A 22858-nucleotide genomic window follows, 5' to 3' on the forward strand; every position below is an offset into this window, starting at 1 on the left:
AAAATTAGAATTCTTGAGGTGAAATATTTATGGCAAAAGAAATAAAATTTTCTGAAGATGCACGGACAAAGATGTTAAAGGGTGTCGACAAATTAGCTGACACTGTTAAATCAACAATTGGACCAAAAGGACGCAACGTTGTTTTGGAGCAATCGTATGGTTCACCAACAATTACAAATGATGGTGTGACGATTGCTAAGGCGATTGACCTTGAAGATCATTTTGAAAACATGGGTGCTAAGTTAGTATCGGAGGTTGCTTCAAAAACTAACGATATTGCTGGTGATGGTACCACAACAGCTACTGTTTTGACCCAGGCAATTGTGAATGAAGGTATGAAGAACGTGACTGCTGGTGCCAACCCAGTTGGTATCCGTCGCGGAATTGAACGTGCAACAAAGGCTGCCGTTGAAGGCCTTCACAAGATGTCACATGATGTTAAAACTAAGGACGATATTGCCCAGGTTGCTTCAATTTCAGCTGCTAACGAAGAAGTTGGTAAGTTAATTGCTGACGCTATGGAAAAGGTTGGAAACGATGGTGTCATCACTGTTGAAGAATCACGTGGGGTTGATACAACCCTTGATGTGGTTGAGGGAATGCAATTCGATCGTGGATACATGTCTCAATACATGGTAACTGACAACGATAAAATGGAAGCTGATTTAGACAATCCTTACATTTTAATTACGGATAAGAAGATTAGCAATATTCAAGATATCTTACCATTGTTACAATCTGTTGTTGAACAAAGTCGTTCACTTTTAATCATTGCTGATGATATTACAGGTGAAGCTTTACCAACATTGGTATTGAATAAGATGCGTGGAACCTTTAATGTTGTTGCTGTTAAGGCACCAGGTTTTGGCGATCGTCGTAAGGCTCAACTTGAAGATATCGCAACCTTGACTGGTGGTACTGTAATCACTGATGATCTAGGTTTGAACTTAAAAGATGCAACCATTGATCAATTAGGCCAAGCAAACAAGGTTACTGTCACAAAAGACGACACAACAATCGTTGAAGGTGCTGGTGACAAGGATCAGATTGCAGAACGAGTTGCGACAATCAAACAACAAATTTCAGAAACTACATCTGATTTTGATAAGGAGAAGTTACAAGAACGCTTAGCTAAATTAGCAGGCGGTGTGGCTGTTGTCCGTGTCGGTGCAGCTACTGAAACTGAACTTAAAGAAAAGAACTATCGAATTGAAGATGCTTTGAATGCTACTCGAGCAGCTGTTGAAGAAGGTTTTGTTCCTGGTGGTGGTACAGCATTAGTTAATGCTATTTCATCTCTTGATGGCCTTAAAGCTGATGGTGACGAGTTAACAGGTATCAACATTGTTAAACGTGCTTTGGAAGAACCAGTTCGTCAAATCGCTGAGAATGCTGGTGCAGAAGGCTCTGTCGTTGTTGAAAACTTGAAGAAGCAGAAGCCAGGTATTGGTTATAATGCAGCTACTGGTAACTGGGATGACATGGTTAAAGCCGGAATCGTTGACCCAACTAAGGTTACTCGTTCTGCTTTACAAAATGCAGCCAGTGTTTCAGCTTTGTTGTTAACAACTGAAGCCGTTGTCGCTGACAAACCAGAACCCAAAGATGATGCAGCAGCCGGTGCACAACCACAACCAGGTGGCATGGGCGGCATGATGTAATTCGTTAAACAATTAAAGCCGTAAAATTAGATTCAATTCTAATTTTACGGCTTTTTTATATCCTCAACTAAAGGTCGAAACTACAAAAACTTATCTTGTTGCTTGATATGAAAATGTTCATGGCAACAAAATTAAATAAAATGCCGTCTTCCAGCAAATTTGGGCTGGAACGTAGTGCGAGTTCTTGCGGCCGAGCTTGCCACAAGAATCGACATCGACTGGAGCAAAAAAGATTTTCGGAACGAAAATCATCATTACTAGGCGGAATAGTGGGCACGACTTGGTGCCGCAAGCCACGTCCCCAAGCTCGGCCTTTATCTAAGGAAACCCGCTAAGATAAACGACACTACTGAGCCCATTTGCTTTCAGACTAAGTCTAATCTTTGCGATCAACACACTGATATAATAATTTTGATACTTTCAACCTTTAGATCCTCAAAAAACACGTAAACTTAAATTGAAAAATGGAAATGAATATTAAAGTTGCACTTCATTGTGAGATGTGTTTGAATGGACTGCGAGGTAATTAGTTTTGCTTTACGTAAGCTAATTTCATGAAAGTATGAAAACTTGATATAGTATAACAAGTTCATTTGTAGTAAACTTATTTTTGATTTGCACTGCCCGAGTTTTTGCTCGGGTTAATTTTATTTTTGTAGAGGAGCATTATAAAATGTGGCGTTATCTAAAACGGCTCTTGATTGGAAAACCGCTTAAGACTTTGGACGAGGGTGGACAATCATTAACAAAGTTTAGAGCCTTAGCTTTATTGTCATCAGATGCTTTGTCATCTATCGCTTACGGAACTGAACAAATTCTTTCCGTTTTGTTGGTTCTTTCGGCGGCAGCGACTTGGTATGCATTACCGGTTGCAGGAATTGTGTTGGTTCTGCTATTCGCGATTACGATTTCATACCGGCAGATCATCAATGCCTATCCATCAGGTGGTGGGGCATATGTTGTGGCCAGCACCAACTGGGGACAATCTGCTGGATTAGTAGCTGGAGGATCTTTATTAGTTGATTACATGCTAACCGTTGCTGTTAGTGTGACTTCAGGAACCGAAGCCATTACTTCGGCAATTCCAAGTTTGCATGCCTATGCGGTGCCCATCGCAATTTTGATTGTAATCGGAATTATGTCACTTAATTTACGTGGCCTACGTGATTCAGCCTCGTTTTTAACTTTCCCGGTATACCTGTTCATCATTATGATCACAATTATGATTGGGGTAGGCTTTTTCAATATTATTACCGGACGAGTAGTTGCCCACGCTGCGGCCAGTGTTGGATCGGCCGTACCAGGGATGACAGTTGTCCTTTTCTTAAAGGCATTGTCATCAGGTTCCTCATCCTTAACTGGGGTTGAAGCAATTAGTAATGCGGTTCCTAACTTCAAGCGACCACGAAGAAAAAATGCGGCCAACACATTAGCTATTATGGCGTTAATTTTGGCTGTCTTCTTTGCCGGAATTACCTTTCTAAGTTATGCTGGTGGAATTTTACCAAACGCTAATCAAACTGTCCTTTCTCAAATTGGGGAAAGCGTGTTTGGTCACGGTTTATTATTCTACTTATTGCAGTTATCAACAGCTTTGATTTTAGCTGTGGCCGCAAATACTGGATTTTCGGCCTTTCCGATGTTGGCTTACAATTTGGCCAAAGATAAATATATGCCCCATGCCTATATGGATCGGGGAGATCGTTTAGGCTATTCAAACGGTATTATTTCTTTAGCGGTCGGAGCGATTGTTTTAATTATCATTTTCCATGGTCAAACTAGTCTCTTAATTCCATTATATGCCGTCGGAGTTTTCGTCCCATTTACACTTTCACAATCAGGGATGATCATTCATTGGTTCCGTGAGCGAACCGGACACTGGTTATTAAAGTCATCAGCTAATTTACTTGGTGCGGCTTTATCATTTGGTCTGGTTATCTGCTTGTTCTTCTTACATTTTGGCAATGTTTGGCCATATCTAATTGTTATGCCAGCTCTTTTACGTTTGTTTTATAAAATTCATCAACACTACGTTAAAGTGGCTAAGCAGCTCAGAATTGCGGCTAAAGGAAAAGTTCAGCTGCATGACTATGATGGATCAACAGTCATTGTGTTAGTCAGCAACGTAACGAGAGTGACAGCAGGAGCCATTAATTATGCCCGTTCGATTGGGGACTATGTCATTGCCATGCACGTTTCCTTTGATGCGGATCCCAAAAAAGAGCACAAAACGGCGGTTGAATTCAAGGCAGAGTATCCGGATGTTAGGTTTGTGGATATTCATTCATCCTATCGTTCAATTGCTAATCCAACATTACGTTTTTGTGATGTCATTGCACGTCGCGCGGCAGAAAGAAACTACACCACGACTGTGCTTGTGCCACAATTTGTGCCCCGTCGACCTTGGCAAAATATTTTGCATAACCAAACTGGTTTGCGATTACGAGCAGCGTTGAATTCACGAGAAAATATCATTGTTTCAACGTATCATTACCATTTAAATGAGTAAAAAGCTTATTATTTTAAGTGTGTGAATAAGAGGCCGCGCAAAAATTATGTTTTTGCGCGGCCTCTTTATATTTCTAAAATGTTGGAAAGGCCAGATTTTTCCGCTTAGTTTAGGCTATACCCAGAAACAAACCGAATTTTTTCTCTTTCTTTTGTTTGATTTAAAGTAGTCATGTTATCTTGAATTGAACTTGTGTTACGTTTGTGGGGTTTGTATAATAGTTATAATATCTAGAAAAGAGGTCTAACATGCGATTTGAAATTATTGTAAGTTTATTTGCTACAGCAATTATATCTGCTGTGTTAACACCGTTTGTTAGACGACTCGCTTTTAAAGTTGGCGCTGTGGATGAGCCTTCTGCAAGACGAGTAAACAAGATTTCCATGCCCACGATGGGTGGGTTGGCAATTTTCTTGGCTTTTAATTTTGCAACTTTCTTTTTGTTGCGAGCGCAAATCCCAACCCGACAGTTATGGGGCATCTTTGGCGGCGAATGTATCATCGTGATTACTGGTGTGATTGATGATATTTTTGTGTTAAAACCTTATCAAAAAATGATCGGGATTTCACTTGCGGCAATAGAAGTCTTTGTTTTTGCAAATGTACGAATGACCACGTTGACGATACCATTTTTAGGCACGGTTGGTTTAGGCTGGTTGAGTTTTCCGATTACTTATCTATGGATTGCAGCAATCACGAATGCCATTAATTTAATTGATGGGTTGGATGGTTTGGCTACCGGAGTTTCGATTATTGCTCTATTTACAACTGGGGTAACAGGTTTGTTCTTCTTACCGACGCCAGATATTTACACAGTTGTGATGATTTTTACACTGGTAGCAGCAGAAATTGGCTTTTTGCCTTATAATTTCTTTCCGGCGCGAATTTATTTGGGCGATACTGGGGCTCTATTTATTGGATTTATGATATCCGTTTTCTCATTGTCAGGGTTAAAAAATGCAACGTTTATATCTGTCATTATTCCTGTGATGATTTTAGGTGTGCCAATTACGGATACCGTTTTTGCAATGCTACGACGAATTTTGAATAAACAGTCAATTTCACATGCGGATAAACGTCATTTACACCATCGATTGATGCAAATGGGGTTAACGCATCGGCAAACAGTTTTTGTGATCTATGGTATTTCACTTATTTTTTCATTTATTGCGTTACTTTATCCAATTTCTCCTATTTGGGGCTCTGTTTTGCTCACCATTGGAATTTTAATTGGTCTGGAGCTGTTTGTGGAGGCAATCGGGCTTGTGGGACAGGATCGGCGGCCACTTTTAAACTGGATTCAAAAGATTGTGACTTCGAATACGTCTAAAGAAGCCAGTAATCAACTCGAAACTGAGCGAGAAGAAAAGCAGCGAGTTGCAAAGATTAGAGAAGCACAAAAGCAAGAAAAAGAAAAAAAGGCTAGTTCTGAGTCTCATCAAAAAGATAAGCATTAAAAAATCTGTCCGATTCATATTTGGGCAGATTTTTTAATGCTTATTATCTAAAGGAATTTCATTAAATTGGTTGGCTTGAGATTGAAATGAAATGCGACCATTGAAAAAATCGGTGAGCTTTTTTTCAAAATTTTCAACTTGTGGTGTCGCTACAGGAACCGTAACTTGGACCTTTTCAGTGTATTGTGTATCCTGAATCATTAGTTTATGAACGCTTAACCAGTGTGTGAGTGGATCAAACTGTGAATAATCAATGGTAAGAAGCAAATCGGTTTGTTCAATACGTTCAACTAACCCGATTTCATCTAATAATTGCGAGGTTGAATTACTGTATGCTCGGATCAAACCACCAGCACCTAATTTAATACCACCAAAGTATCTGGTAACGACGACTAAAACGTTGTGCACCTCATTTTTTTGAAGGACTTCTAAAATTGGAACCCCTGCTGTCCCTGAAGGCTCTCCGTCGTCACTTGCCCGTTGAATATGATTATCATTGCCAAGCATGTAAGCAAAGCAATGGTGATTAGCCTTGTGATGGGTTGTTTTGATTTGAGTGAGAAACTGGTTGACGTCTGGTTCGGTTTGAATGCGAAATCCCGTAGCAATGAAGCGTGATTTTTTTATCTCAAGTTCATGAGAGCCGTTTTTTGAAATTGTAATAAAATTACTTGTCATAAAAAATATCACCTTTCTTTTACGTATGTTATTAACTGGGGATGAAAAATGGAAAAATCTGATTTTTATGGTCGTTTAGTACTCATGTCACGAGCAGAGAAAAATACGACGTTTAAACTAAGAAAAATGCCAACCATGCTTGTATCAGAAAAACGAGTGCGTTGCCTACGATGCAATACTTGGTTAGTTAAAGCGCAAGTTGCGCTACCACATGAAGAATTTTATTGTCCCGCCTGTATTCAATTAGGGCGGGTAACTACTTTAGATAATTTCTTCACTTTAGTGGAACCCAATCATTTCAAAAAGTTGGATCACTACTTAACGTGGCAAGGGCAATTAACAACCAGTCAAAAACGCTGTTCAAAAGAAGTTATTCACTCGTTTCAACAAGGTCGAGATCATTTGCTTTGGGCGGTCACTGGAGCCGGAAAAACGGAAATGCTTTTCCCGGGAATCAATGAAGCACTTAAGGATGGTAAAAGAGTTTGTTTGGCATCGCCACGAGTAGATGTTTGCTTAGAACTTTTCCCACGGCTGCAAGCCGCTTTTCAACATGTAGAGATTACGCTTTTGCATGGGCGGCAAACTGAACCCTACCGCTACACACAATTGACAATTGCCACAACCCATCAACTATTAAGATTTTACCATGCTTTTGATGTTTTGATTATTGATGAGGTAGATGCATTTCCCTATGCGCAAAATAAGCAACTGTTATTTGCGACAGCACAAGCTAAGAAGACAACGGGTTCCTGTTTGTTTTTAACAGCTACTCCTGGTGATGAGTTATTAAAAAAGGTTCATCAAAAGCAACTACAAGTTAGCTATTTACCGCGTCGTTTTCATGGCTTTCCACTGCCGGAAATTCAAACAAAGTTAGCCTTAAACTGGTATGGTAAAATCCAAAACAAGAAATTGCCAAGTGCCGTGAAACAGTTTCTTAAACAGTGTGAAGAATCTAAGCGACAATTTCTATTATTTGTTCCGCACATTAGTCATCTAGAGTTTGTGCAAAAGGCAGTCAATCAAGCTTTTCCCAAATTGTACGTGACAACCGTTTTTTCGGCAGACGATCAACGATTAGAAAAAGTGCAATTGATGCGTGATCACGAAGTTAATGGGCTTATTACGACGACTATTTTAGAACGCGGGGTGACTTTCCCGGAAATTGATGTTTGTGTGCTTGGTGCAGATGATGATACTTTTTCTTCAGCTGCTTTGGTTCAAATAGCTGGTCGGGTGGGTCGGAGTCCGAAACGCCCCACAGGTAACGTTTTGTTTATTTGTGCGGGACTATCTCGGTCTGTGAAAAAAGCCATTCAACAAATAAAGTTTGTTAACCACAAGGCAAAGGAGGAAGAAAATGGACTGTCTGCTGTGTCATCGCCAAATACGTGAATCATGGCCGCTAGGTTTTCTGATGTTACCCCAAAAGAAAAGGGTTACAACAACTTGTTCAGATTGCTTAGCGGCCTTTCATAAAATTGATCGGGAGATGAGCTGTGAAGGGTGTGGTCGACAGCAAAATTCTCGAAAATTATGCCAAGATTGTCTAAAATGGCAAGCTAAAACAACTTATGATTTTTCAAATCGAGCATTATTTCAATATGATGAAGCAATGAAAACGTATATGCACGATTATAAATTCCAAGGTAATTATCAATTACGGCACGTTTTTGATGTCACTTTTTCTCATTTTATTGGCATGCAGACAGAGGTGGACTTTTTAGTGGCTTTACCGATAGATCGCCAAACCTGGCAAACGCGTGGGTTTAATCAAGTGACTGGATTACTTACAGAGCTCTCCACAACGGACCTTCTTGTGATGGATCGTCAAAAGAAGGAAAAAAGACAGTCACAAAAGAAACGACGAGAACGCTTGAAAACTAGTAATCATTTTCAAATTGATGTAGAATGTCCGGAACAGATTAAAAATAAAAGGATTTTGTTACTCGACGACGTTTATACCACAGGACGAACGCTTCGACATGCTGCCGAAACGCTGTATGCGGCGGGATGTCGCAAAGTTGACAGTGTGACGTTATGTCGATAATAAATTTTTTTCGTTTTTATTTGTTAATAATAGCGTTTTCATTTATAATGGAATTAAGCAAGATATTAGAAGAGTGGTCCTTTCAATATCGTGTTTGGGCGAGCACAAATGCTTGCTACTGAAGGGAGAGAAGATTTATGCTTGATTTTAATGTACGTGGCGAAAATATTGAAGTGACAGAAGCAATTAGAAATTATGTGGAAAAACGCATTAGTAAACTAGAAAAATATTTTGATTCTAGTGTGAATGCTAAGGCTCATGTAAATCTAAAGGTTCATCCAGACAAGACAGCCAAGGTTGAAGTTACAATTCCACTTCCATATTTGGTACTGAGAGCTGAAGAAACATCACCTGATCTGTATGCAAGTGTTGATTTGGTCACTGATAAGTTGGAGCGCCAGATCCGCAAATATAAAACAAAAATTAATCGTAAATCTCGTGAAAAGGGATATAAAGGCGTTGAAGTTCCCGGTGCAGATCTTGATGCCGATGATGAAGATACAGATTCATCTGAATCAAAATTTGATATTGTAAGAACAAAACGTGTTTCACTAAAACCAATGGACAGCGAAGAGGCCGTTTTACAAATGGATATGTTGGGACATGATTTCTTTATCTATCAAGATGCTGAATCTGATGCTGTTAACATTGTCTATCGTCGTAATGATGGCCGTTATGGCTTGATTGAATCTGATGATTAGTTAAATAAAATAACCTGTGAACTGAAAAGAAAGTGATCGATTTGAGTGTGATTTCAAATCTGATTTCTTGATTTTCAGTTCTTTTTGTATAGTTAATGCGAGGTTCTTAACTCTTTTGTTTAAAAATAGGCGTAGTAATGTTAAAATGTTATATGGTCTACAAGTTTTTAGAATAACAAATATGTAATTTAAAAAATGAAAAAGTTTAGATTTAAGAGGGGAACTGTTGAATGGCTAATGTATTAAGAAAATGGGTTGAAAGTGATAAACGTGACCAAAGACGTTTGGACCGTTTGGCTAACAAAGTTGAAGCATATAAAGATGAGTACAGTCAATTACCTGATACAGATCTACAAGCAAAAACACCTGCACTTAAAGCACGTTTAAAAAATGGTGAGACTTTAGATGACATCTTACCAGAAGCTTTTGCGGTTGCTCGTGAGGGTGCCAAACGTGTGCTTGGTCTTTTCCCATTCCATGTCCAAATCATGGGTGGTATTGTCTTGCATGAAGGTAATATTGCTGAAATGAAAACTGGTGAAGGAAAAACCTTAACTGCTACAATGCCAGTTTATCTGAACGCTTTGGCTGGTAAAGGTGTTCATGTTGTCACAGTTAATGAATACTTATCTGGCCGTGACGCGACTGAAATGGGTGAGTTATATAACTGGCTCGGTTTGAGCGTGGGCTTAAACATTGCAGAAAAATCACCAGAAGAAAAACGAGCTGCCTATGCGGCTGATATTACGTATTCAACCAATAGTGAAATTGGTTTCGATTATTTACGGGATAACATGGTTGTTTACCAAGAAGATATGGTTCAACGACCATTGAATTTTGCGATCATTGATGAAGTTGATTCCATTTTAATTGATGAAGCCCGAACACCATTGATTATTTCTGGACAATCAGAAAATGGTACTCATATGTATCGTCGTGCGGATCGCTTTGCAAAAACATTGACGGCTGAAAAAGATTACAAGATCGATTGGGAATCAAAATCAATTTCTTTAACTGATAATGGAATTGAAAAGGCTGAAAAGTATTTCAATCTAGAAAACCTTTATGATGTGGATAACGCTTCGTTAACTCATCATTTGGATCAAGCGTTACGTGCTAATTACATCATGTTAAAAGACAAAGATTACGTTGTGCAAGACGGTGAAGCTTTAATTGTTGATCAATTTACAGGACGAGTTATGCAAGGTCGTCGATTCTCTGATGGGCTGCATCAAGCCATTGAAGCCAAGGAAAACGTTGAGATTCAAGAAGAAACCAAGACCATGGCCAATATCACTTATCAAAACTTGTTCCGTATGTATCATAAACTATCAGGGATGACCGGTACTGCTAAAACTGAACAAGAAGAATTTCGTGAAATTTATAACATGGAAGTTATCTCTATTCCAACTAACCGTCCAATGATCAGAGATGATCGTCCTGATCTTCTTTATCCAACCTTGGAAAGTAAATTTAATGCTGTTGTAAATGAGATCAAGCAGTTGCATGCCAAAGGACAACCAATGTTGATAGGTACTGTGGCGGTTGAAACTTCTGAACATTTGTCACATTTGTTGGATGAAGAAAAAATTCCACATGTTGTTTTGAATGCAAAGAACCATGCCAAGGAAGCTGAGATCATTATGAATGCCGGTCAAAAAGGTGCTGTAACGATTGCAACTAATATGGCTGGTCGAGGAACTGATATCAAGTTAGGCCCTGGGGTTAAGGAATTAGGTGGACTGGCCGTAATTGGTACTGAGCGTCATGAGTCACGACGAATTGATAATCAGCTTCGTGGCCGTTCAGGTCGTCAAGGTGATCCAGGTATGTCTCAATTCTATTTATCACTTGAAGATGATTTGATGATTCGTTTTGGTTCCGAACGAATTAAGAATTTATTGCAACGACTTAAAGTTTCTGATGATGATGCGGTGATTCAAAGTCGCATGATTACCAAACAAGTTGAGTCTGCCCAGAAACGAGTCGAAGGTAATAACTACGATTCTCGTAAGAATGTTTTACAGTACGATGATGTGATGCGTGCGCAACGTGAGGTTATTTATGGCGAACGTCAGCGTGTTATCATGGCAAAAACTTCTTTGAAGAATGTCATGGTGCCAATGATTGAGCGGACTGTCAACCAAGTTGTGGATGTGCACACCCAAGGACCTGACAAGAAGAAGTGGGATCTAGAAACTATTTTAGATTTTGCTAAATCGAATATGGTTAATGAAGATAGTATTGGGCTTAGCGATTTTGCAGGTAAAACATCAGAGGAAATTAAGGGATACTTATTGGACAGAGCAAAGGAAATCTATGCTCAAAAAGAAAAGCAGCTCTATGATCCAGCACAAATGTTGGAGTTTGAAAAGGTTGTTATTTTGCGTGTTGTTGATGCCCATTGGACTGAGCATATTGATGCAATGGACCAACTCCGTCAATCAATTGGTTTACGTGGTTATGGTCAATTAAACCCATTAGTTGAATATCAATCTGATGGTTATCGTATGTTTGAAGAAATGGTTTCAGATATTGAATATGATGCAACTCGTCTGTTCTTGAAGTCAGAGATTCGTCAAAATATCCAACGATAATTTGGTTCAGAAAGAAAGGTTGGCATCAAAACACTATGTTTTGGCCAATCTTTTTTTAAGGTTAAATTTAAGGAGCTAAAAAAATGGAATTAAGTGAAGCAAAAAAGCAAATTAATCAAATGAAACAAGAAGTCGCTGACTTTAGGGGGTCGCTTTGACTTCGATAAACTAAGTGAAAGTATTTCTATCAATGAGGCCAAGATGGGAGAACCCAATTTTTGGAATGATCAAGCAAAAGCACAGAAGTTAATTGACGAAACGAATATCTTAAAGCAAGAATATGATCAGTTTCATGATCTTCAATCACAAGTAGAAAACTTAGAAGTAACTGAAGAACTTCTTGAACTTGAAGCCGATCCTGACATGCAAGCAGAATTTGAGAATTCATTTACGAGTACACAAAAAGCTTTAAGGGAATATCGACTGGGCCTTCTTTTAAATGGTAAGTATGATGCTAATAACGCTATTCTTGAAATTCACCCCGGAGCCGGGGGAACAGAATCTCAAGACTGGGGATCAATGCTTTTAAGAATGTACACAAGATGGGCAGAACAACACAATTTTACTGTTTCAATTGAAGATTATCAGGCTGGTGACGTTGCCGGACTGAACAGTGTGAGTGTGGTCATTGCTGGCCATAATGCTTATGGTTATTTACGATCTGAAAAGGGTGTGCACCGGCTCGTACGAATTTCTCCCTTCGATGCGGCGGGTAGACGGCACACTTCATTTGCATCCGTGGATGTTATGCCAGAACTGGATGATTCTGTCGAAGTTGATATAAAACCGGATGACTTGCGAGTTGATGTTTATCGTTCAAGTGGTGCTGGTGGGCAACATGTTAACAAAACTTCCTCAGCCGTACGGATTACGCATTTACCGACCGGTATTGTGGTGGCTAGTCAAGCCCAACGTTCACAATTGCAAAATCGACAAACAGCGATGGCTATGTTGCGTGCTAAATTGTATGAACGTGAAGAACAGAAAAAAGCAGAGCAGAAAGCTGCTATTGAAGGTAAACAACTAGAAATTGGTTGGGGATCACAAATTCGGTCGTACGTTTTTCACCCGTATTCCATGGTTAAAGATCATCGGACTAACTACGAAACAGCCAATGTTTCCGGCGTGATGGATGGGGATCTAGATGGGTTCATCGATGCCTATCTTCAATGGAAACTACAACAGGCAAATCCAAAGTAATGTCAGGCAAACAAGTGGAGGCGGGTTTGATGAATAAAAAGATCTTAATTGTCGATGATGAGCCTTCAATTGTTACGTTACTTACGTATAACTTGAACGAGGCTGGCTTTCAAGTTGAAAGCGTCGGATCCGGTTTACAAGCTTTGGCTTGGCTAAGAACCAAGCAAGCTGATTTGATTGTGATGGATTTAATGTTGCCAGGAATTGATGGCTTAGAGGCAATTCGACGCATCCGAGGAACTCAAGAAGAAACACCAATTATTATTTTGACAGCTAAAAATAACGAACTAGATAAAATAATTGGTTTTGAAATTGGTGCGGATGATTATCTGACAAAACCATTTAGTCCTCGAGAACTAGTGGCAAGAATTAAAGCAATTTTACGCCGAACGGAAAATGGTCAAAAAAAGGTTGCGCCGATTGAGACCAGTCAAGAAATTCGGTATTTAGGTAATCTTTCGTTAAATTTAGACCGTTATGAAGTCCAAAAAAACCACCAAAAAGTAGCCTTAACACCTAATGAATACAAATTGCTGGTTTATTTATGGGATCATGCGGATCGGGTTTTAAGTCGCGAACGGATATTAAATGCCGTTTGGGGTTACGATTATGCAGGCCAGACGCGGATGGTGGATATTCACATTAGTCATTTACGCGACAAAATTGAAGATGATCCCAAAAATGCAAAATTAATTTTAACAGTGAGAGGCTTTGGATATGAATTCAATACAAAAAAGACTGCTGAATAGAACGTTACGTTTTTTTCTGACTAGTTTTGTCGGGAACCTGTTGATGGCTTTTTTAGTGTTAAGAGCAGTTCAAAAGGGGCAGCATAGTTTTAGTACAAAAGAAATTAACTATATCTTACTGTTTGCTATTACAATTTTTGTGACTGCTATTGAAGTAGTTGTTTATTGGAGTAATTTGCGCCAGTCGCAAATGCGTCAAGACGCTTTAAACGAAAAGCTGCAAGAAGTTTTGAATGGTGAAAAAGCTAGCCAAATTGTGTTACCAAAAGATGATCCGTTTTATGAACTCACGATGACCGTCAACAAAATTGAATCCCATGATCGCCATCAAATCCATAATCTGACGAATCAAGGTAATGAACTAAAAGCCATTGTGAACAATTTACCGGTGGGTGTGTTGGTAATTAATCGGCATCGTGAAGTCCAATTGGCGAACCCGGCTACGGTAGATTTATTGCAGTTGCAAATTAAATCGGATCCGCACCCTTATACAATGGATATCAAACAAAGAGAACTTCAGGCATTGATTGAACGAACTTTTGAGACGAAACGCAGTCATCACCGGACCCTTCACTTGAAACGAGAACCTAGTGAAAAAGTGGTTGAGGCAACCGTTGTTTATAATAAACAAGTTCACCATCGTTTTGAGGTGATTGTGTTATTGTATGATATTACTGAGGCTTGGACTGTGGAACAAATGCAGTTGAATTTTGTCAGCAATGCTAGTCATGAGCTAAGGACGCCAATAACCGCCATTTCTGGATTTGCAGAAACTCTGATGAATGGTGCGAAGAATGATCCAGACAAATTGGATGAATTTTTAAGTATTATTCAAAAAGAAAGTCGAAAATTAGTTCGATTGGCTGATGATATTTTATCAATTTCAAGGACGCAATCAGATGATGAACAGTCATTACAAATTTCGGATTGTGAGTTAGCCGCTTTAGGACAGGAAGAAATTGATCTTTTGCATCGTGGGATTCAGCTACACCAGGTCACGGTCTCCAATAAGATTCCTAAGGATGTGACAGTTCAAACTGATTCTCAACAGTTAGGCCAAATCATTAAAAATTTGGTGGCCAATGGTATTCGCTATAATCACCCTCATGGACAAGTTACGTTATCCTATGCAGAGACTAATAATCGCTGGCAACTAATTGTAGAAGATGACGGAATTGGGATCGCAGCTGATGAACAACATAAAGTTTTTGAACGTTTTTATCGAGTCAGTTCCAATAAATCAGGTGAATTAATCAGTGGTACTGGTTTAGGACTGCCAATTGTAGCTGAAAGTGTCAAAAACCTAGGTGGCGAAATTCGCCTCAATTCTGAAGTGGGTAAGGGTTCTAAATTTATTTTAACCTTTCCTAAAACTTGGCATCCAAATACAGAAATATAAAAACATTACTAATATACAGGCACTAAATCATGACAAGGTTCGTGATTTAGTGCCTTTTTTGCGTTTTAATCTTTACACAACCTTTACATGAACAACATGATAGCTAAACACACAGTAGATAAACTCAAGATGTAACGTCGAGAGGAGATGGAATAAATGAAGCGAATTATAGGGGTAATTCTTGCGGTTGGAATATTAGCCGTTGGATTAGTCGGGTGTGGGACTAAGAAGGGACACGCAATCACAATTGTGGGGTCAACAGCCTTACAGCCACTGGTTGAACGAGCTGCTAGTAACTATCAACTCGTAAATTCGAATGTGGCGATTACCGTTCAAGGCGGAGGTTCGGGGACTGGTTTGAGTCAAGTCCAGTCTGGAGCCGTCACAATTGGCAACTCAGATGTTTTTGCAGAAGATCAAGAAGGAATCAAAGCTGCAAAATTAGTCGATCATAAAGTGGCTGTGGTGGGAATTACGCCCATTGTTAATAAAAAAGTCACAGTAAAAAATTTAACCGCTAAGCAACTTCGTCAAATCTTCACAGGTAAAATTACGAATTGGCAACAAGTTGGCGGTAAAAAGCAAAAAATAACAGTAATTAATCGATCTCAAGGAAGCGGCATTCGAAACACCTTTGAAGCAATTGTTCTTGCTGGTAAAACAGCATTGCGCTCCCAGGAACAAGATTCTAACGGCACCGTCCAAAAAATTGTAGCGGCCACTCCTGGAGCTATCAGCTACACGTCATTTTCATATGTCAATGACCAAGTAAGGGCATTGAACCTTAATGGTGTTCAGCCAATTGCAGCAAACGTCATGACGAATTCATGGCCAATTTGGTCTTATGAACACATGTATACCAAGGGAAAACCTGATGTGCAAACCAAACAGTTTTTAAATTATGTCAGATCACCAAAAAATCAAAAAACACTAATTACTGATCTAGGTTATATTTCAATTCATGATATGAAGGTTACTCGAGATTATCACGGGAACCTTCGGCATAAATAGAAAGGAGTGTGAAAAGTTTGGATAAGATCAAACGACAATTAACAAGTTCTTCTAAAGCAACCCGACAAGATCGAATCGGAAAGCTAGTTGCCTTTTTATGTACTTTTTTGATTGGGCTACTTGTTGTTTCCATTTTCTATATGGTAGCTTCCAGAGGGTTAGCGACCTTTTTTAAAGATCATGTTTCCTTGTGGGACTTTTTAAGTCATCAGAATTGGAATCCTAGTCAAGTTGGCAAGGATGGCACACCAGAAGTGGGTGCTTTACCAATGATCGTAGGTTCCTTTTCTGTGACTGTTTTATCAGCTATTTTAGCCACGCCGTTTGCGGTCTCCATGGCATTGTTTATGACCGAGATTGCGCCAAAGAGAGGACAAAAAGTTCTCCAACCAGTTATTGAACTATTGGTAGGAATTCCCTCTGTTGTTTATGGATTTGTAGGATTAACGATTGTGGTTCCAGTTGTTCGTGCCTTGGGCGGAGGAACTGGATTTGGAATTTTATCTGGGACACTCGTTTTGTTTGTCATGGTGTTACCTACAATCACCTCCATGTACGTCGACAGTTTACGATCGGTGCCCGGTTTTTATCGTGAAGCAGCCTTGGCACTAGGGGCTACGCGTTGGCAATCCATATATAAAGTTATTTTGCGAGCTTCAGTACCCGGATTGTTGACGGCCATAATTTTTGGAATGGCTAGAGCATTTGGTGAAGCTTTAGCCGTCCAAATGGTCATCGGAAATGCTTCATTGTTGCCACACAATTTGATCTCACCTGCTTCAACGTTAACCAGTGTCTTGACAACAGGCATTGGTAACACGGTTATGGGCACACTGCCTAACAATGCGTTGTGGTCGCTTGCCTTAATCTTGTTATTGATGTCGCTAGCATTTAATCTGCTGGTACGTGTGATCGGAAGCAAAGGGAGGTTAACGAAATAATGAATGCAAAAAGAATTGATAAACTGGCCACAGCCGTTATCAGCCTCTTAGTTGGTGTTGTGGTGTTAATTTTATTGTCATTAATTGGATATATTTTGGTAACCGGATTACCGCATATCTCATGGCATTTTTTAACTTCACCTTCCCAAGCTTTTTTAAAGGGTGGCGGAATTGGTGATCAACTATTTAATTCATTTTATTTGTTGGTTCTGACGCTTGTAATTTCATTCCCAATTGCACTTGGGGCGGGTATTTACTTATTTGAATATGCACATAAAAATTGGGTGACAAATACCATTCGCGTAGCAATTGAAGTTCTTAGTTCCTTACCTTCAGTGGTTGTCGGGTTGTTCGGATTTTTATTGTTTGTGGTTGAATTTAAGCTAGGTTTTTCAATCTTGTCGGGGGCGATTGCATTGACGTTTTTCAACCTGCCGCTTCTAACCCGGAGCATTGAAAACTCCTTAACTGCTGTCCCAAAACTACAACGAGAAGCTGGGTTGGCGTTAGGATTTTCACGATGGCAAACAGTATTAGGGGTAATTTTTCCTGAAGCATTGCCGGGAATTTTGACGGCCGTAATTTTAAGTGCGGGTCGAATTTTTGGTGAAGCGGCCGCGTTAATTTACACAGCAGGTCAAAGTGCCCCAATTTTAAATTTTGCCAACTGGAATCCTTTCAGTCCAACTAGTCCTTTGAATCCAATGCGTCCTGCCGAAACACTTGCAGTTCACATTTGGAAAATTAATTCAGAGGGAATTATGCCAGATGCAAGCGCAGTATCGGCCGGGGCATCCGCCGTTTTAATTGTGGTTGTGCTCCTCTTTAATTTTTCGGCGCGCTGGCTAGGCAATCGAATTTATCGAAAAATCACGGCGTCCAAATAAATGAGGTGGTTTAATTGAAAAAATATTCACTAACAGAAAATTATATTCACAAATTTGATCCAAATAAAACCACCATTGGGTTGTCAACCGAGGATTTACAGGTTTTTTATGGTGATTATCATGCCATGTATGATGGCAATTTACAGTTTCCTAAAAATGCGATTACAGCAATGATCGGGGCTTCGGGTTCGGGAAAATCAACTTTTTTACGCTGCTTAAACCGAATGAACGATGATATTGCGACGGTAAAGGGCAAAATTGTGTATCAAGGAATTGATATCAATGCACCAGAAATCAATGTTTATGAAATGCGCAAACATGTGGGAATGGTTTTTCAACGACCCAATCCGTTTGCAAAATCCATCTTTAAAAACATTGCCTATCCGTTGCAAAAGGCGGGAATTAAATCAAAGGTTGAGCTAAAAGAACGGGTGGAAAAAAGTTTACGGCAAGCAGCTTTATGGGAGGAAGTTAAGGATGATTTGAATCGTAGTGCCTTGGCTCTTTCAGGTGGCCAACAGCAACGCCTGTGTATTGCTCGAGCATTAGCTATGAACCCGGATGTGTTGTTGCTGGACGAGCCGGCCAGCGCTCTTGATCCGATTTCAACGGGAAAACTTGAGCAGGCTTTGTTTGAACTAAAAAATCAGTACACGATTATTATGGTGACACACAGTATGCAACAGGCTTCGCGTACTAGTGATTATACGGCTTTTTTCCACATGGGACATGTTCTTGAGTTTGATCGTACAGAACGCATTTTTACCAAACCTCATATTCAAGCAACTGAGGATTATATTTCTGGGAATTTTGGTTAACCGGAACTTTGTAGAAGGAGAAAAACATGGCAAATATAATTACAACTCGCAATGTGCGGCTATATTATGGAGATCATGAAGCGCTGCACGGAATTGACTTAGATTTTCCTAAAAATCAAATTACAGCTTTAATTGGTCCTTCTGGAAGTGGCAAATCGACTTTTCTGAGATGCTTAAATCGAATGAATGATCTTGTAAGTGGCGTAACTATTACTGGTAGTTTAAAATTAGATGGTAAAGATATTTACAGTCCTCAGACCGATGTGGTGGCGTTACGTAAAAAAGTTGGAATGGTATTTCAACAGCCCAACCCATTCCCGTTCTCTGTTTTTGACAATGTGGCATTTGGCCTACGATTAGCTGGCATAAAGGATCATAAGTTAATTCAGGAACGGGTCGAAACGAGTTTGAAACAAGCAGCTGTTTGGGAGGAAGTTAAGGATAATTTAACCGATAATGCCTTATCTTTTTCAGGTGGCCAGCAGCAACGGATTTGTATTGCCCGTGTTTTAGCAGTTCACCCAGAAATTATTTTGATGGATGAGCCCACCAGTGCGTTAGATCCCGTTTCAGCAGGAAAAATTGAAGAATTATTGTTGGACATTCAGGACAAATTTACCGTTGCCATTGTGACGCACAATATGCAACAGGCTTCACGAATTTCAGATCAAACGGCATTTTTCCTTGATGGAAAATTAGTGGAAATGGGTTCGACCAAACAATTATTTATGGCACCAAAGCAAGAAGCAACCAGTGATTATTTGAATGGAAAATTTGGCTAGACGGAGGTTATGAAGATGCGCGGAATTTTTGAAGATGAACTCAAAAAATTGCATGGAAAATTTACTGAAATGGGAATTAATGTTAGTGAGGCCATTTATCGGGCTTCAAAATCATTTATTGATCATGACAAATTACTTGCGCAACAGGTTATTGATCATGATGAACAGATTAATGAGGAAGAGATCAAATTGGAAGACCAAGCCTTAATGTTAATTGCATTACAACAGCCAGTGGCAACAGATTTTCGGCGGATTATCATTGTTTTAAAGGCGAGTTCTGATTTGGAACGCATTGGTGATCATGCGGTAGGGATCGCTAGAGAATCCATTCAGTTAAAAGGTGAACACCGGATTGAGGAAATTGAAAACGAAATTGGCGAAATGACCAATAATGTGCGTTCGATGTTAGAGGAAGTTTTGGATGCCTATGTCAAAGAAGATGAGATGGGTGCTAAAAAGATTGCGAGCGCAAATCAAAAAATTGACGAGGACTATGCGGAAGTTCGTGAAAAAACAATTAAAATGATGAAACAGGATTCAAAAGTGATCACAGGAAGTGCAAGTTACTTGATGGTTGCTAGTTATTTAGAACGCATTGGTGATCATATTGGGAATATTGCGGAATGGGTGGTTTACAATGAAACGGGTCATCTTGCAGAATTAACCCCAGATCATCATCCAGAAGAAAAATGAATGATAGACTTGATAGATGAAAGTTTAAGAATCTATCAAGTTTTTTATTTTAGGGGTTAAGTTTGCCAATTTAGCTACACAAGCTGTAGAATATAATTAATTAACAACTTGAGGTGAATAACTTATGAAATCAAATACAAAACGAAAATTTACAAAATCAAATAGTCGAATGGTATCAGGTGTCCTAGGTGGAATCGCAAATTTCTTTGCGATTGATCCTTCAAGTGTGCGGGTCGTCTTTGTTATTTTGACATTAATCTCGCATATTTGGCCAGGAATTTTAATCTATGCTTTACTGGCTTGGTTAATGCCAGAAAGTCAAGAACAACGTACCAGCGGTTTTACAGAAAGCTTCTTTACTGGTTTTGACCAACCACAACAAAAATCACAATCCCGAAAACGAAAAGTTATTAAAGATGTGCAAGAAGAGGACGATCCAACTTCTAAACATCAAAAATAGGAGGAGGGTGCCTTATGAAGTTTTGGCAAAGAGTAGTTGCCGATGCAATTATTTTTATTGCTTTGGCAGGATTTTATCGAAATAGCGGTAATTTTGTGGTCACCAGTGTCTGGGTTGCCCTTGGTGCTAGTTTAGTTTTAGCTATTTTAAATGCATCAGTCAAACCATTCTTACAGTTGATTTCCTTACCAATCACAATATTGACCCTCGGGCTTTTTAGTATTGTGATTAATGCGGTTATCTTGCAATTAACTTCGGTTCTAGTAGGATCAGCTAGTTTCTATTTTTCATCGTTTGGAATGACTATGTGGATTGCACTGCTGATGTCCATTTTAAATGCGATTATTTCGAATTATTTTATTAATCGATAGTGCGTCATGTCATAAAATCACAGGGGGTTTTATTTTGGCAGATAGTGTGAAGGTAGCAGATCTTGTAAAATCAACAAGACTAGATGTTTATTCCGGAAAAGAATTTTTAACAAAACGGGATATTACAGTTAGTGATATTTCACGACCCGGTTTAGAGTTAACCGGGTATTTTAATTTCTATCCACATGAACGTGTGCAACTGTTTGGGCGTACCGAGATCTCTTATGCAAAAGGCAGTATGACCAGTGAGGAACGTCTTGATGTTTATCAGCGTATGGCCCATGATGACACACCAGCATTTGTTATTTCGCGTGGGTTACCAATTCCAGAAGAGCTAACGACGGCTGCGAAGGCAAAAAATATACCTGTCTTGGGTTCTGCCTTACCTACCTCGCGGTTATTGAGTAATATGACCAATTATCTGGAAGGTAAACTGGCCGAACGGCAATCTGTTCACGGGGAACTGGTTGATATTTATGGACTTGGTGTTCTGATTACTGGAGACTCTGGGGTTGGTAAAAGTGAAACGGCACTGGAACTGGTTAAACGTGGACATCGTCTGATTGCTGACGATCGTGTAGATGTTTATCAGCAAGATGAACAAACGCTGGTGGGCGAAGCACCTAAAATTTTACGTCACCTTTTGGAAATCCGCGGAGTTGGAATTATTGATGTGATGAACTTGTTTGGTGCGGGTGCTGTGCGGACCGAAACGGATATTAACTTGATTGTGCATCTTGAAAACTGGGATGATGATAAGCAATTTGACCGGTTAGGTAATGGACAACAAACACGTAAATTCTTTGATGTCGAAATTCCAAGGATCGCGATTCCTGTTCGTACTGGACGTAACTTGGCAGTTATTATTGAGTCAGCGGCGATGAACTTTAGAGCCAAAAATATGGGTTACGATGCAACTAAGGTTTTTGACGAGAATTTGAACGAGTTAATTAAAGATAATTCGAAGAACAACTAACAGGAGATGACGGGTGTGAAGGTATTTTTAGGGGCACTAAACCCAATTGCATTAAAACTGGGTCCTTTTGAGATTCACTGGTATGGTGTGATTATTGCCAGTGCGGTTGTTATTGCAACATTCTTGGCTGTTCGTGAAGGAAAGAAAAGACAAATCGATCCCGACGATATTTACGATATGATTTTGTGGGCGTTACCTGCCGCTTTAATAGCGGCTCGCGCCTATTATGTAGCCTTTGAGTGGTCTTATTATTCCCAACATCCAAGTCAAATTATTGCTATCTGGGATGGGGGAATCGCCATCTACGGATCTTTAATTGGAGCTGGTTTGGTTGTTTATTTCTTCTGCAAATCCAAATGGATTCCAGTTTGGCTCATGCTTGATGTTGCAGGACCCGTAGTTTTGATGGCTCAAGGAATTGGTCGCTGGGGAAACTTCATGAATCAAGAGGCTTTTGGACGGATCACGTCCCTCCAGTTTTTGCAAAATTTACATATTCCCCATTTTATTGTTCAACAGATGTTCATTAATGGTGCCTATCGTCAACCAACATTTTTGTATGAATCAATCTGGGATATCTTGGGATTTATCCTGTTGATGAGTTTTCGCCATCGAAAACATTTATTTAAGCAAGGTGAAGTTTTTCTTAGTTATGTGATTTGGTATTCATTTGGTCGCTTCTTTATTGAAGGGATGCGGACTGATAGTCTAATGATTGGAAATGTGATTCGGGTGTCGCAGGTCTTGTCAGTGATTTTGTTTGTCGGTGGGCTGACGTTCTGGTTTATTAGAAGGAAAAAGCTGACAAATAATCCTTGGTATTTAGATGGAAATGAATTAAATCCGCAGAAAAGTTGAGTAATCGCTGGGATTGTTAGATAATGGAAAAGTAGAACAAGAAATGATTAATTATAA

General features: G+C 39.5%; 21 protein-coding genes. 20 read left to right on the plus strand and 1 reads right to left on the minus strand.

Annotated elements, in window-relative coordinates:
- Positions 1 to 29 precede the first annotated feature (29 nt).
- The 3 genes from groL (at position 30) to AB3217_RS03185 (ending at position 5627) form a co-directional block, all read left to right on the plus strand.
- Positions 30 to 1661, plus strand: a complete 1632-nt coding sequence (gene groL / locus AB3217_RS03175; protein ID WP_367365659.1) for a chaperonin GroEL — start codon at positions 30 to 32, stop codon at positions 1659 to 1661.
- Positions 1662 to 2334: 673 nt separating this feature from the next.
- Positions 2335 to 4170 carry an APC family permease gene (locus tag AB3217_RS03180; protein ID WP_367365660.1) on the plus strand — a complete coding sequence of 612 codons (1836 nt, stop codon included), beginning with the start codon at positions 2335 to 2337 and terminating at the stop codon, positions 4168 to 4170.
- A 248-nt stretch (positions 4171 to 4418) separates the two neighbouring features.
- A complete protein-coding gene (locus AB3217_RS03185; RefSeq protein WP_367365661.1) occupies positions 4419 to 5627 on the plus strand; it encodes a glycosyltransferase family 4 protein in 1209 nt (402 codons plus the stop codon).
- A gap of 33 nt (positions 5628 to 5660) precedes the next feature.
- On the opposite strand, the gene AB3217_RS03190 is transcribed toward AB3217_RS03185, so the two are convergent.
- On the minus strand, positions 5661 to 6305 hold the full coding sequence (locus tag AB3217_RS03190; RefSeq protein ID WP_057784329.1) for a YigZ family protein: 645 nt from the start codon (positions 6303 to 6305) through the stop codon (positions 5661 to 5663).
- 48 nt (positions 6306 to 6353) lie between these two features.
- On the opposite strand from AB3217_RS03190, the gene AB3217_RS03195 reads away from it, so the two are divergent.
- The 17 genes from AB3217_RS03195 to lgt all read left to right on the plus strand — a co-directional run bounded on the left by AB3217_RS03195 (position 6354) and on the right by lgt (position 22801).
- Positions 6354 to 7703, plus strand: a complete 1350-nt coding sequence (locus AB3217_RS03195) for a DEAD/DEAH box helicase (RefSeq protein ID WP_057784330.1) — start codon at positions 6354 to 6356, stop codon at positions 7701 to 7703.
- Positions 7669 to 8358: a ComF family protein gene (locus AB3217_RS03200; RefSeq protein ID WP_260266947.1), complete on the plus strand. Its 690-nt coding sequence runs from the start codon at positions 7669 to 7671 to the stop codon at positions 8356 to 8358. The genes AB3217_RS03195 and AB3217_RS03200 overlap by 35 nt, the downstream gene beginning before the upstream one ends.
- Before the next feature lie 137 nt (positions 8359 to 8495).
- Positions 8496 to 9059, plus strand: coding sequence for a ribosome hibernation-promoting factor, HPF/YfiA family (raiA, locus tag AB3217_RS03205; protein WP_057784332.1), 564 nt, complete (start codon positions 8496 to 8498; stop codon positions 9057 to 9059).
- Positions 9060 to 9289: 230 nt separating this feature from the next.
- Positions 9290 to 11656, plus strand: coding sequence for a preprotein translocase subunit SecA (gene secA / locus AB3217_RS03210; RefSeq protein WP_367365662.1), 2367 nt, complete (start codon positions 9290 to 9292; stop codon positions 11654 to 11656).
- Between the two features lie 83 nt (positions 11657 to 11739).
- Positions 11740 to 12856, plus strand: a protein-coding gene (gene prfB, locus AB3217_RS03215) for a peptide chain release factor 2 (RefSeq protein WP_367365663.1) whose coding sequence is annotated in 2 segments (ribosomal slippage) — positions 11740 to 11811 and positions 11813 to 12856 — 1116 coding nt in all. Because the reading frame shifts where the segments join, the coding sequence is not laid out codon by codon here.
- A gap of 29 nt (positions 12857 to 12885) precedes the next feature.
- Positions 12886 to 13605 (plus strand): response regulator transcription factor, encoded by a 720-nt coding sequence (locus tag AB3217_RS03220; RefSeq protein WP_057784335.1) that lies wholly within the window; start codon positions 12886 to 12888, stop codon positions 13603 to 13605.
- The gene (locus tag AB3217_RS03225; RefSeq protein ID WP_068806921.1) at positions 13574 to 15004 is read left to right on the plus strand and encodes a cell wall metabolism sensor histidine kinase WalK; all 1431 of its coding nucleotides are present in this window, start codon (positions 13574 to 13576) and stop codon (positions 15002 to 15004) included. Before AB3217_RS03220 ends, AB3217_RS03225 begins: the two co-directional genes overlap by 32 nt.
- 156 nt (positions 15005 to 15160) lie before the next feature.
- The gene (locus tag AB3217_RS03230; RefSeq protein ID WP_367365664.1) at positions 15161 to 16015 is read left to right on the plus strand and encodes a phosphate ABC transporter substrate-binding protein PstS family protein; all 855 of its coding nucleotides are present in this window, start codon (positions 15161 to 15163) and stop codon (positions 16013 to 16015) included.
- Positions 16016 to 16032: 17 nt separating this feature from the next.
- Positions 16033 to 16956 (plus strand): phosphate ABC transporter permease subunit PstC, encoded by a 924-nt coding sequence (pstC, locus tag AB3217_RS03235; protein WP_367365665.1) that lies wholly within the window; start codon positions 16033 to 16035, stop codon positions 16954 to 16956.
- Positions 16956 to 17843, plus strand: a complete 888-nt coding sequence (gene pstA, locus AB3217_RS03240; RefSeq protein ID WP_367365666.1) for a phosphate ABC transporter permease PstA — start codon at positions 16956 to 16958, stop codon at positions 17841 to 17843. The genes pstC and pstA overlap by 1 nt, the downstream gene beginning before the upstream one ends.
- 14 nt (positions 17844 to 17857) lie before the next feature.
- Positions 17858 to 18661 (plus strand): phosphate ABC transporter ATP-binding protein PstB, encoded by an 804-nt coding sequence (gene pstB / locus AB3217_RS03245; RefSeq protein ID WP_084254307.1) that lies wholly within the window; start codon positions 17858 to 17860, stop codon positions 18659 to 18661.
- A gap of 26 nt (positions 18662 to 18687) precedes the next feature.
- Positions 18688 to 19443 (plus strand): phosphate ABC transporter ATP-binding protein PstB, encoded by a 756-nt coding sequence (gene pstB, locus AB3217_RS03250; RefSeq protein ID WP_367365667.1) that lies wholly within the window; start codon positions 18688 to 18690, stop codon positions 19441 to 19443.
- 15 nt (positions 19444 to 19458) lie between these two features.
- Entirely contained in the window at positions 19459 to 20136 is a 678-nt protein-coding gene (gene phoU, locus AB3217_RS03255; RefSeq protein WP_057784341.1) for a phosphate signaling complex protein PhoU, read from the plus strand.
- Between the two features lie 124 nt (positions 20137 to 20260).
- Entirely contained in the window at positions 20261 to 20596 is a 336-nt protein-coding gene (locus AB3217_RS03260; protein ID WP_367365668.1) for a PspC domain-containing protein, read from the plus strand.
- Between the two features lie 14 nt (positions 20597 to 20610).
- Positions 20611 to 20967 (plus strand): phage holin family protein, encoded by a 357-nt coding sequence (locus AB3217_RS03265; protein ID WP_068806930.1) that lies wholly within the window; start codon positions 20611 to 20613, stop codon positions 20965 to 20967.
- Positions 20968 to 21001: 34 nt separating this feature from the next.
- Positions 21002 to 21943, plus strand: a complete 942-nt coding sequence (hprK, locus tag AB3217_RS03270; RefSeq protein WP_068806933.1) for an HPr(Ser) kinase/phosphatase — start codon at positions 21002 to 21004, stop codon at positions 21941 to 21943.
- A gap of 15 nt (positions 21944 to 21958) precedes the next feature.
- Positions 21959 to 22801, plus strand: a complete 843-nt coding sequence (lgt, locus tag AB3217_RS03275) for a prolipoprotein diacylglyceryl transferase (protein WP_186806937.1) — start codon at positions 21959 to 21961, stop codon at positions 22799 to 22801.
- Positions 22802 to 22858: the final 57 nt, after the last annotated feature.

Origin of the sequence: Pediococcus parvulus, assembly GCF_964063155.1 — a bacterium.
Lineage (GTDB): Bacteria > Bacillota > Bacilli > Lactobacillales > Lactobacillaceae > Pediococcus > Pediococcus parvulus.